Annotated in this window: 12 protein-coding genes and 1 pseudogene; 11 read left to right on the top strand and 2 right to left on the bottom strand. The window is 41.1% G+C overall.

The features are described 5' to 3' along the window. The 10 genes and pseudogenes from LC586_RS37250 to LC586_RS37205 form a co-directional block, all read left to right on the top strand. Positions 1-211: pseudogene (locus tag LC586_RS37250) on the top strand (DnaB-like helicase C-terminal domain-containing protein); the annotation flags it as partial. A 38-nt stretch (positions 212-249) separates the two neighbouring features. Next, complete coding sequence (locus tag LC586_RS37245) at positions 250-978, top strand: hypothetical protein (RefSeq protein ID WP_229490692.1); 729 nt, start codon at positions 250-252, stop codon at positions 976-978. Positions 979-1,024: 46 nt separating this feature from the next. Next, entirely contained in the window at positions 1,025-2,053 is a 1,029-nt protein-coding gene (gene hemB / locus LC586_RS37240; protein WP_229490690.1) for a porphobilinogen synthase, read from the top strand. Between the two features lie 156 nt (positions 2,054-2,209). Further along, positions 2,210-3,460, top strand: a complete 1,251-nt coding sequence (locus LC586_RS37235; protein ID WP_229490688.1) for an FAD/NAD(P)-binding protein — start codon at positions 2,210-2,212, stop codon at positions 3,458-3,460. Between the two features lie 229 nt (positions 3,461-3,689). Beyond that, positions 3,690-5,534, top strand: coding sequence for a threonine--tRNA ligase (gene thrS, locus LC586_RS37230; RefSeq protein WP_229490686.1), 1,845 nt, complete (start codon positions 3,690-3,692; stop codon positions 5,532-5,534). A 64-nt stretch (positions 5,535-5,598) separates the two neighbouring features. Then, the gene (locus LC586_RS37225; protein WP_229490684.1) at positions 5,599-6,000 is read left to right on the top strand and encodes a DUF1636 family protein; all 402 of its coding nucleotides are present in this window, start codon (positions 5,599-5,601) and stop codon (positions 5,998-6,000) included. Positions 6,001-6,078: 78 nt separating this feature from the next. After that, positions 6,079-7,110 carry a CobW family GTP-binding protein gene (locus LC586_RS37220; protein ID WP_229490682.1) on the top strand — a complete coding sequence of 344 codons (1,032 nt, stop codon included), beginning with the start codon at positions 6,079-6,081 and terminating at the stop codon, positions 7,108-7,110. 164 nt (positions 7,111-7,274) lie between these two features. Continuing rightward, a complete protein-coding gene (locus tag LC586_RS37215) occupies positions 7,275-8,048 on the top strand; it encodes a CobW C-terminal domain-containing protein (RefSeq protein WP_229490694.1) in 774 nt (257 codons plus the stop codon). Then, entirely contained in the window at positions 8,045-8,854 is an 810-nt protein-coding gene (locus tag LC586_RS37210) for a metallophosphoesterase family protein (protein ID WP_229490680.1), read from the top strand. The genes LC586_RS37215 and LC586_RS37210 overlap by 4 nt, the downstream gene beginning before the upstream one ends. A gap of 71 nt (positions 8,855-8,925) precedes the next feature. After that, positions 8,926-9,687: a metallophosphatase gene (locus LC586_RS37205; RefSeq protein ID WP_229490678.1), complete on the top strand. Its 762-nt coding sequence runs from the start codon at positions 8,926-8,928 to the stop codon at positions 9,685-9,687. 265 nt (positions 9,688-9,952) lie between these two features. Here LC586_RS37205 and LC586_RS37200 read toward each other — a convergent pair whose 3' ends face one another. Both LC586_RS37200 and LC586_RS37195 read right to left on the bottom strand, forming a co-directional pair. Then, the gene (locus LC586_RS37200) at positions 9,953-10,837 is read right to left on the bottom strand and encodes a metal ABC transporter permease (RefSeq protein WP_229490676.1); all 885 of its coding nucleotides are present in this window, start codon (positions 10,835-10,837) and stop codon (positions 9,953-9,955) included. After that, entirely contained in the window at positions 10,837-11,565 is a 729-nt protein-coding gene (locus LC586_RS37195) for a metal ABC transporter ATP-binding protein (protein ID WP_229490674.1), read from the bottom strand. The genes LC586_RS37200 and LC586_RS37195 overlap by 1 nt, the downstream gene beginning before the upstream one ends. A 54-nt stretch (positions 11,566-11,619) precedes the next feature. Between LC586_RS37195 and LC586_RS37190 the strand changes: the two genes are divergently transcribed. Then, positions 11,620-12,455, top strand: an 836-nt coding sequence (locus tag LC586_RS37190; protein ID WP_229490673.1) for a metal ABC transporter solute-binding protein, Zn/Mn family, incomplete at its 3' end; no start/stop codon positions are given.

Raw genomic sequence — 12,455 nt, 5'->3', positions numbered from 1 at the left:
TGATGAGCGACCTTAGCCAATCGGGAATTTTAGAAATGGTGGCAGACAATATTATTCTTGCTTACCGGGATGAGTACTACAACCCAGACACTACAGAGCAAGGAATATTAGAGCTAATCATGGCTAACGGCACGGTGAAACAGGCACAGCAACGGTATTTTTTGACAAGTCCTATGGAATTATCCAGAATTTGCGCTCCGGGAATATCTGAGTCCTCAAACTCCACCTCGATTCCATCCGCCTCCTGTATTGGAATTTTTACTGGGGGGTATTGATAATAGCCCTAGTAAAAACTTTTCAGAAATAGAAATACCCCTAAGTATTGATAACCCTAGTAAAAACTCTTCAGAAATAGAGATAACTCCAAGTATTGACAACCCTAGTAAAAAGCGCAGAAATTGGGGTGAGGGTAACGGCACTATTTATTGGCGCACCATTACTAGGGGTGGAAAGGACTACCCCCAGGCTTATTATCATTGGCAAGAAAAAGGCAGAAAGAAGACCAAGTACATTCCCAAGCAAATACTTGGGGATATTCAAGAAGCAGAGTTCAAGAAGCGCCCAATTATAGAAATTTTGGGATTACTGGGTGTTGTACCTAGCCCTAGTAAAAACACATTACTGGGGGATATGGAAAACAGCCCTAGTAACGATGTCAAACAGTCAGAGATACCCCCCAGTAAAAACAGCCCTAGTAAAACTAGACGACACAAAGGATTAGGTAGTGGCTCCATTCAGTGGAAAACCATCACCCTTCACGGCAAAGATTATCCCCAAGCTTGGTATCACTATGAGTTTTGTCAGGATGGCGATCGCCTAGTTAAAAAGTGCAAGTATATTCCAAAACGACTATTAAACAGAATAGAGAAGCTAGAAGCAGATAAAGCCCCAGTCAAGGAGATTTTGTCAGTATTGCGAGTAAAATTCTCAAAAAACCTCATCCTCACAAAAGCCCTGCAAATCTTAAATACCGGGTAAGTCTACTACAGCCTTACAATAATGATTATCATTTTAATTAAATTCTATGTCACCTGTAAATTCAACTACCGACAAGCCATCGAACCCGTTCCAACGTCCCCGTCGTCTACGTCGCACTGCAACACTACGGCGGATGGTGCGAGAAACGACTCTGGGTGTGGATGACCTGATTTATCCCATGTTTGTCACCGAAGGCGAAGCGCAACTCGTAGAAATCACCTCCATGCCAGGGTGTTATCGATATTCTCTAGATTTGTTGCTCAAAGAAATAGCAGAAGTGTCTGAGTTAGGAATTAATGCGATGCCTACGGCGGTAAACTACGCACTTTTCCCCGTTATCCCCGAAAATAAAAAAGATGACACAGGCACCCAAAGTTACAATCCAGACGGGTTAGTACAGCAAACCGTCAAAGCCATTAAACAAGCAGTTCCCAATATTGTAGTCATTACCGATGTTGCCCTTGACCCCTTCACCACTCATGGTCACGATGGTTTAGTAGATGAAAATGGCACTATCTTGAATGATCCTACCGTAGAAGTGTTAGTGAAAATGGCACTGTCTCAAGCCGCATCTGGCGCAGATTTTGTTGCACCCTCTGACATGATGGATGGTAGAATCGGCGCAATTCGCAAAGCTTTAGATGCAGAAGGTTATATAAATGTAGGGATTCTGGCATACTCTGCAAAATACGCCTTTGCCTATTATGGCCCCTTTCGTGATGCGTTGGATTCTGCCCCAAAATTTGGCGACAAAAAGACTTATCAAATGGATGCAGCTAATGCCAAAGAAGCTTTAAAAGAGATTGAACTGGATATTGCCGAAGGTGCAGATATTGTCATGGTCAAACCTGCTTTAGCTTACTTAGATATAATATGTCGGGTAAAAGAAGCTACAAATTTACCAGTTGCAGCATACAACGTCAGTGGCGAGTACGCCATGATTAAAGCCGCAGCCCAGATGGGTTGGATTGATGAAAAACAGGTAATTTTGGAATCATTAACCAGTATGAAACGGGCTGGGGCTGACTTAATTTTGACATACTTTGCCAAAGAAGTAGCTCTGATGTTGATGTAACCGGCGAATGGGGAAGAAGCAGGGGAAAATTCCTCTCCTCTGTACCCTACCCCTCTGCCTCTTCCCATGCCCTATTTTCAGAATTACCTTGCTGGACTGATCTTCTCCATATAGAATGATAACTATTATCATAAAAGCCAGATTGTCTCGTAAGCAATGCAATTTACAACCACTGTTCCTGAAACAATTGACTTGGCTATTGTTGGTGCAGGGCCTCATGCTCTGACCTTGACTACCCATCTGCTGCAAAAACGGCAGTCTATCAGGGGTAAATTCTCGGTATTTGACCCCAGTGGCAGGTGGATGAGTCGCTGGAAACAGCAATTTGCGGCTTTGGAAATTCCGCATTTGCGTTCTCCCGCAGTTCATCATCCAGACCCAAACCCCTTCGCTTTACGGAAATTTGCCCAATCTCGTCCTCATGAGTTATTTCCTCCTTATGATTTACCGGGAACACAACTATTTGAGGATTTTTGCCAGGATGTGATTCGAGTTTGGCAATTGCAAGAGCAAGTTATCCCTTTAGCAGTCAAGAGTATTGAACCCTTACCTAATCATTTGCGTCCCCGTTTCCGCCTCTGCTTGCAAGATGGACAAGAAGTCATTGCACGGCGGGTAGTGTTGGCAACTGGTAGCGCTCAAATTCAAATACCTGATTGGGTAAACCAGATTCAGACAGCCTACCCACAAGATAGACTTTGCCACTCACAAACTATTGATTTACGAAAATTGCAGTTGATGGGTAAAAGAGTGTTGATTGTGGGCGGCGGTTTGACGAGTGGACATTTGGCATTAGGTGCTATTTCTCGCGGTGCGAAGGTGCATTTGATGATTCGGCGGCAGTTAACAGAAAAGTTATTTGACGCTGAACCGGGTTGGTTAGGGCCAAAGTATCTGAAAGATTTTTTTGCTCAACCTGATTGGGAGCAACGGGTAATGATGATTCAGCAAGCTAGAAATGGTGGTTCCATGACACCGGCGATCGCTACCCAACTACGGCAACAAGTGCGTCGTGGTAAAATCAGAATTGACGAAAAATGTCAAGTAGTAAAAGCCGAATGGTTAGGTGAAAATTGGCGCGTGGAATGTAGTGATGGTAGTCAGCATGAGTGCGATTATATTTGGCTTTCGACTGGCACTAAATTCGATGTCACCACTGAACCTTTATTAAAAGACATTCTCGTCGCATACCCCATCAAGATAGTGAAAGGTTTACCAGTTTTAGATACTTGTCTGCGTTGGCCTGGTTGTGAATTATTTATCATGGGTGGTTTAGCCGCTTTACAAGTAGGGCCAACAGCACGGAATTTATCGGGTGCAAGAATGGCTTGTGAGAAAATCGTAAGAGCGATTGTCAAACCGAGTGTAGCTCTTTCCCACACGTTCAACAGAGTACAAGCAGGTTGACCAAAAACACTACCCTACACAAACTTACACAAAGAACGGGGAGTGTAAGAATTTTCCTGAATCAGCAACGCCGTTTCTTAAGGAACGTGAATTCCATCGCCCAACTATTTTCCATTGCAACCATCCAATAACGTACCCAAAGTTACACACTTCTATCTTTTCTCCATCCAGGTTGCACCATCAAACTTTTTTTGCGCTACTATGATAACGATTCTCATTCTTTTGAAATATGGTCAGTTCCCTAACCCAGTCTCAGGAAAACTTAAGCCAGCACGACAGTGAAAAACTGGTGCGGATTCGTCACACCTGCGCCCATATAATGGCAATGGCAGTGCAAAAGCTATTTCCAGGGACTAAAGTAGCAACTGGCCCAGTCACCGAAAACGGGTTTTACTACGACTTCGATTGTCCAGTTAGCATCACTCCCGATGACTTAGACAAAATTGAGCAACAGATGCGGCGAATAATCAAAGCAAACTTACCTATTATCCGCGAAGAAGTACAACGAGACGAAATTCGCGCTGAAATTGCCCAATTAAACGAACCATTAAAGTTAGAAATATTAGAACGCATTCCCACATGGGAGACAATCACCCGCTACTTTATTGGTAGTCCCGATACTGGTAAACCAGAATCTTCATTGTTCATCACAGACATTCAACCAGCAAATAACTATTGGTGGGACTTATGTGCAGGGCCACACATTAACTTTACTGGTGAAATTGAGCCTGATGCCTTTAAATTGTTAAATATTGCTGGTGCATATTGGCAAGGAGATGAAACCAAAGCCCAACTGCAACGCATTTATGGTATAGCTTGGGAAACAAAGGAACAACTACAAGCTTACCTTAAACAAAGAGAAGAAGCTTTACGCCGCGACCATAGAAAGTTAGGTCAAGAACTCAACTTATTCAGCATTCAAGAAGATGCTGGTGGTGGATTAGTTTTTTGGCATCCTAAAGGCGCGATTATTCGCTACATCATTGAAGATTATTGGCGCAAAGCTCATCTAGAATCTGGTTATCAATTACTCTACACACCACACATAGCAAACCTCGATTTATGGAAAACATCGGGTCATTTTGACTTCTATCAAGAGAGTATGTTTGATTCGATGGATGTAGAAAATCAGGCTTATCAAATCAAGCCGATGAATTGCCCATTTCACGTATTAACATACAAGCATCAACTACATTCTTATCGAGAACTACCCTTGAGATGGGCAGAATTAGGTACTGTTTATCGCTACGAACGTTCTGGAACATTACATGGTTTGATGAGAGTTAGGGGATTTACCCAAGATGATGCTCATATCTTCTGTTTACCTCACCAAATTGCTGATGAAATTTTAGGAGTTTTAAATCTCACAGAGCAGATTTTATCAGATTTCGGCTTTAAAAATTATGAAGTGAATCTTTCGACCCGTCCTGAAAAATCAGTGGGGAATGATGAAGTATGGGAGTTAGCAACTTCAGCATTAAGACAAGCTTTGGATACTAAAGGCTGGAATTATGTTGTTGATGAAGGCGGTGGTGCTTTTTATGGGCCTAAAATTGACATCAAAATCCAAGATGCGATAGGTCGTCTCTGGCAATGTTCGACTATTCAGGTAGATTTTAATTTACCAGAACGTTTTGATATGGAATATATTGCTGCTGATGGTAGTCGCCAGCGACCAATTATGATTCATCGAGCTATTTTTGGCTCATTGGAACGCTTTTTTGGGATTTTAATTGAAAATTATTCTGGTGATTTTCCCCTATGGTTAGCACCAGTGCAACTGCGATTACTACCTGTGAGTGATGAATTTCGAGAATATGCAGAATCAGTAGCAATCTCATTTAAAAAAGCTGGGATTAGAGTAGAAATAGATAGTAGTGGTGAGCGTTTAGGCAAGCAAATTCGCATAGCAGAGTTAGAAAAGATTCCAGTTGTTGCTGTTGTAGGTAAAAAAGAGGCACAAAATCAAAACTTGAGTGTCAGAACTAGACAATCTGGAGATTTGGGTGTACTAAATGTAGATAAACTTCTGCATCGCTTACAAGAGGCTATAACCTCCAAAACAGTACTTTAAAAGCCAGAGAGACAAAAGCAAAAATTTATTAATAATCTAGTTCGACATAATTGATGTGTTCCCTATGGCTAAACACGCTTTATTGGTTTGCAAATCCTGTAACTTTTCTCCCACTCAACGCGACTATATGGGTGAACGGGGCGGCTGGCATTTGTTGAAACAATTGTTAAGTTTATCTGAAAAATGGTCTTTGCAATCTGAGTTTGTGATTCAAGAAGTAGACTGCTTAAGTGCTTGTAAAAGACCCTGTGCTATAGCTTTTACTGCACTCAACAAAACTAGCCTAATGTTTGGTGATTTACCACCATTAGAAAGTGAAGCAGCCATACTGCAATTTTCTGAACAATATTATGCCAGCAATAATGGCATTGTGGCACGACATGAAAGACCAGAAGTTTTACAAAAAGGTATTCTGGCGCGAATTCCACCTCCACCCGATGGAGATGATGAGATTAAAAGTGGTTAGGATAATTTTTGAAAACTAGCTGCTAGCAATTACTAATGACTACTAAATTTTTGAACTTCACGGAAGATTTAATTGATTATGACTCAACTAACAGCACTAACTTCAAACCCAAGTCTTGATATTCCTAAACAAGGAATGCCTGTTACTATTATCACCGGATTTTTAGGTAGTGGTAAAACAACACTGCTAAATCAAATTCTCAAAAACAAAGAAGATTTAAAAGTTGCCGTACTCGTGAATGAGTTTGGTGATATTAACATAGACAGCCAGTTGCTAATTTCTGTAGACCAAGATATGGTCGAACTAACCAATGGCTGTATTTGTTGTACTATCAATGACAGTTTAGTTGATGCAGTTTATCGAGTTTTAGAAAGAGAAGACCGCATTGATTATCTAGTTATTGAAACGACTGGTGTTGCTGATCCACTACCAATTATATTAACTTTTTTTGGTACAGAATTAAGGGATTTTACAAACCTCGATTCTATTCTCACAGTAGTAGATGCTGAGGCGTTTAATGAAGAACACTTCCATAGTGAAGCTGCTTTAAAACAGATTACCTATGGAGACATTATTCTCCTAAATAAAACAGACCTAGTTACCCGAGAAAAACTAGAAGACGTAGAAAACTGCATCCATGATATGAAAATTGGTGCGAAAATTCTGCACACCAAATATGGAGAGGTGGCGTTACCATTAATTTTAGATGTGGGTTTAACTCCAATAGATGAGTATACTGCCAATAATGCGGAAGATACTCACGAGCATGAACATCATCACCATGACCATGAACATCATCATCACGAACATCACTCACATCATTTAGATAATGATGGATTTGTTTCGATTTCCTTCCAAACTGATAGACCATTTGATGTCCACAAATTTGAGAACTTTCTCACTGAAGAAATGCCGCAGGATGTATTTCGAGCTAAGGGCATTTTGTGGTTTAGTGATAGTGATTTACGTCATGTTTTTCAAATGAGTGGACTTCGCTATAGCTTACATGCTGATGAATGGCAGACCCCACCTAAAAATCAAGCAGTTTTTATTGGTAGAAAGTTGGATATTAGCAAAATTTATTCACAACTTAATGAATGTTTGGTATAGTTAAGTAATGTTAAGCAATCGCCTAGTTTAGTTAATAGTTATTCATGACTCATGGACTATTAACTAATTCATTAATCTACCTCAATCAAACAGATAAAATGACTGTTTAGCAATTTTCTTGCTACTATATTCCAAATTATATAAAAATGATTATCATTATATTTATGTCTGTACCAAACATTATTGTCGTTGCTGGTTCATCTGGGGCTGGAAAAACTACTTGGGTTTGCCAACAGATGCGAGATATCGCTGATGTTGAGCAAATAATTTATTACAGCCCTGGTACTGGGACTGTTCCCGTTGACCAAAACCGCATAGCTGCTGAATTTCCTGGCATACAAGTTTTTAGTGACGGTCAGGAAGTTGAATTTATCAACCAAATACCTAAAGCAGATGCGGTTTACATCGAATGGGGGTTTTACTTGGAGTTGGGATCTGTAGCACAATTATTAGATAATCTAACTTACCGTGCCATTGCAGTTTTACCATCTGACCTCAAAGACTCCGAATACCATGCTTGGGCAAAGGAGATTGTACGCGGCGCACCAACCCAAACCAACACTGTTGAAACTTTATGGCGGGCGGCAAGCAACGGTCAAGTCATTGACGAAAACAGTTTAGAGGAATTTTGGTACGAAATCACCCACGCTGCTTACGGTATCGTCACCCGTGCTAAAGGCATTTTTGACGTGAACGATGGTAGGTCGCTTTACTGTGATTTTGTCGCTGGCGTTCCCCAAACAGATTTTCTGGAATTAGACCTACCACGCTACTTGGAAGGTAGACCCCAGCGTTTCAGTGGACTAGAAGTGGTGGGACAAAACTTGGATGAAGCAGCTTTAAGGCAAACATTATCAGATTGTTGTTTATCTGACGCTGCGATTTTGCAATACCAACAACAAGTAAAAGAGATTTTATTAGAGGGGGAAAAAGTGTGAAAATAGCCGTCATTTCATGTATTCATGGCAATTACGAAGCTTTAGACGCTGTATTACTAGATATTGACCAGCACTCATGCGAAAAAATCTTTTGTGTTGGCGATTTGGTAGGATATGGGCCGCATCCCAATGCAGTCGTTGCCCAAATTCGTTCTTTAGATATTCCCACCTGCGTCGGCTGTTGGGATGAAGATATTGTGGAAGGTTTGAACGCTTGCGATTGCAGTTATCCCTCGTTATTGGCAGAAAAAAGAGGAATACAGGCTCATGAGTGGGCTAATAAGGAAATTAACCCAGAAAACCGCGAATTCTTAGCTAAGTTACCCCACAGTCTCAAAGAGGGAAATTTAGCTTTTGTTCACGGTAGTCCTCATAGCAACCATGAATATTTACTACCTCAACTCGACGCTTTTGTAGCACTAGAGCGAGTAATTTCCACAAATTCAGATGTACTATTTTGTGGTCATACTCATGTACCTTACGCCCGGACTCTGGATGCTGGTCAGTTACAAGTTAGTGTTGGCAGAGGAGAAAAAGCACAGGAAATCACTTTTACATCTCCTCTCAAACGGATTGTGAATGTAGGTTCAGTGGGAGAACCCCGACATGGACGACCGAATGCTACCTATGTAATTTACGACACAGATACTCAAGAAGTAAAACTACGCGAAGTACCTTACTACTACCAAAAAACCTGTGCGGCGATTATTGAAAAAGGTTTACCTGCAATTTTTGCTTGGCGTTTAGCACATGGGTTGGAGTATGCAGAACGGGCAGATGACCCAACTCATATTTGCACAAGGTAATCTCTCTCCCCTCCTCCTCTTCCTTTGCGTTCCTCTGCGCTTTCCTCTGCGTTCCTTTGCGTTGAAAAAATATGAATAAATGGGCAATTTTGAGTGGAATTGAAGCTAACTTGGCAGCTTATGAAGCTGTAATAGCTGACATTAAGCGTCAGGGTGATAAGGTAGAAGCTTTGTATATTTTAGGCGATTTAGTAGGGCCAAGACCAGAAGCAGAGAAGTTGGTGGAACGAGTGCTTAACCCACGTCATGGAGAATTAGAACCCCTGATTTGTAAGGGATGGTGGGAAGAACAATGTTTTATTCTGCATGGTCTGGGGCCAACTGGGGATGCTCCTGAATTGATCGCAAAATATGGAGGAGAGACAGTAAAGTTGTTATGGGAGTGTGTTTCCCGTCAGACGGTACAATGGTTGAGAAACCTCGACTTTGGTTTTTTTGAATTAGATTGTTTATTAATCCACGGCTCAACGGTAAGTGTGGATGACGAACTGACTCCAGAAACTCCCCCAATCCAAATGCTTGATAGACTGTCGCGGATGCAAGCAAATAACTTATTCTGCGGTCGTTCTGGTTTAACTTTTCAGTATCAGCTGCAAAATGGTTCTATTACTACTGGACTTACCACTCTCGATAATCAAGTATCTCCTCAAACTTTTACCATTAGCCCACGTCAAGTAATTGGGGTGGGGAATGTGGGACGGACACCAGGTCAAGCTACCTATACTCTCTATAATCCTGGTACGAATCAAGTGGAATTCAAGACTGTGTATTATGCCAATAGTAAGGGATTTCAAAGCCAGCACAAAGGTACAAAATCGAAATCTAGCGTTTAACGCACTCTGTAAATCTCTGCATTTTGCGTGAGTACGAAGGATTAACATGCTTATGGCGACGCCGAGTAGCCCGTCGTAGATATCGCTATCAGCCAGAATTATTGAGAATATATTGCAATAAATTAAATTATTTGTTAGATTATTTCTATATAAATGCTATGACCTCCACAATACCTTCGCCAAATCGAAAAATGTCTCGATTCGTAGGTTGGGTTGAGGCACGAAACCCAACGTAAGTAATTGAGATTGAATGAGCCAGTTGAAATCATTTCGGATTTTGAGATTTGAACTGGCTAAAAAGCCTAGCTCTTTGATGAGCCATTTCTGGTCTGGTCAAAATTCCCTGAGTAGGACTCAAAAACAATGCTAATAAAAATAGTACGGAAACAACTAAAACTATAGCCGCACCTGATGGCACATTTAAATAGTAACTAATATACATCCCAGTTACACTGCTAATCACACCAATAGCTGCACCTAATTGCATCATTTGGTGTAACTCTTTCACTAATAAATAAGCTGTAATTCCTGGGCCAATCAGCAGGGAAACAACTAATACTACACCCACAGTTTGCATACTCGCAATAATCGTCAGGGTAATAGCACCAGTTAAACCAAAATGAATTAAATTAATTGGTAAACCGCTCGCTTGAGCGCCAAGTGGGTCAAAAGTATAAAATAGCAATTCTTTGTAAAATAGCTTAACTAAAATCAAGACAATAACTGTGATAATTACAGTCCGCTTCACATCATCTGTAGTTACACCTAAGATGTCACCAAATAAAAACTGATGTAGGTCTAATTTGCTTTTCAATAGGGTAATCAACATGATACCCAATGCTAAAAATCCCGAAAAAACTAACGCCATCGCTGCATCAACTTTGATGCGGGATTGAGATTGAATCCAAGTAATGACAAAAGTGCTGAGAGTTCCAGATATAAATGCACCTAAGAAAATATCAATACCTAAGAAAAAGGCTATAGCTAGTCCTGGTAAAACTGCATGAGCAATGACATCTCCTAATAATCCCATACGTTGAACAATCAGATAAGTACCGACAACAGCGCAAAGAATACCCAACAGAATTGCTGTGGTAATAGCTCCCCGCATGAACTCAAAACTTAAGGGTTCAATTAGCCAATTCAACATTAAACTACTTCCCTATTAAATATAAATATACTATCTCCATAAGCACGTTGAATATTATCTGCTGTCATCACTTCTTTAAGCGAACCATTAGCAATCATTTGTTTATTCAACAATAATAGCTGGTCACATTTTGTCAAAGCTGTTCCTAAATCATGAGTAATTACCAGCAAAATCTTGCCTTGTGATTTTAGTTCTTCAAATACCTCAAACATCATGGCTTCTGTCTTTTTATCAACTCCGACAAATGGCTCATCAAAGAATAATAATTCGGCTTGTTGTGCTAAAGCTCTTGCTAAAAATACTCGCTGCTGTTGTCCGCCTGATAATTCTCCAATCTGACGCGATCGCAACTCTAACATCCCCACCCTCGCCAAAGCATCTTTGACTATTTCTTGAGATGATCGTGAAGGTGCGCGAAACCATCCTGTATGCACAGTCCGCGCCATCAGCACGACATTCCAAACTGTTATGGGATAATCCCAGTCAATTTGCGATCGCTGTGGTACATACGCAACAGAATTTAATTGCTGTTTCAAAGCGCGAGATCGAAACTTCACAACTCCACTCGTGGTTGGTACTAAGCCCAAAATCGCCTTCACCATCGTGCTTTTACCAGCACCATTGGGGCCAATCACACCCACAATTTGTCCCGGTAAGGAACGGAAACTCACATCCTCAACCGCCGTGACTCCCCGGTAATTTACAGCTAAATTTTTAACTTCTAACATAAATCTACCATTTATATGATAATGATAATCAATATAATTGAAGTCATCAGATTTATGATATCTTACAAACTGCGATTGAAATCCTTAGCGGCTCTTGCCTTAACGTGTGGGGTATTTGGATGTAGTCCAACATCCCAAACCAGCCAATCGACTCCCACGCCTCCTGATAATGCGTCTGCTATTCAAACGGGGACTTCACCAGCGCCAGAAGCCAGTAGTAAACCGTTAGTAGTCGCCACCAATACCGTTGCTTGTGGCTTAACTAAAGAAATTGCAGGTGATACCGTTGATCTCAAGTGCTTAATTGATCCAGGCTCAGATCCCCATGTGTATCAACCAAAACCAGAGGATAGCAAAGCAATTGAGCAGGCTAAATTAATTCTTTACGGTGGCTACGATTTTGAACCAGGCTTAATCAAGTTAATTAAAGCTACTTCAAATCCGGCTCCCAAGGTGGCTGTAGATGAAGTTGCAGTCCCCAAACCTCAGCAGTTTGAGGATGATGGTAAAACTGTTACCGACCCCCATGTATGGCACAATGCCCAGAATGGCATAGCGATCGCCCAGACGATTTCTCAAGAGTTAGGCAAAATAGCCCCGAATAATGCTGCGACTTATACTAGCAATACGCAAAAACTTACAAATGAAATCAGTCAGATAGATACCTGGATTAAATCAGAAGTAGCGACAATTCCACCCAAGCAACGCAAATTAGTTACCACCCATGATGCTTTCGGTTACTATTCCAAAGCTTATGGAATTCCCATTGAAGGGGCGCTAGGGGGTATTAGTACAGAAGAAGCGCCGACTCCTGCGCGGGTAGGTGCATTATCAAAGGATATAAAAAAGGAGGGTGTACCGACGATTTTTGCGGAAACGACAATTAACCC

It is taken from the genome of Nostoc favosum CHAB5714, from assembly GCF_020829495.1.
In the GTDB taxonomy this organism is placed as follows: domain Bacteria; phylum Cyanobacteriota; class Cyanobacteriia; order Cyanobacteriales; family Nostocaceae; genus Nostoc; species Nostoc favosum.
This window is presented reverse-complemented; position numbering and strand designations above follow the sequence as displayed.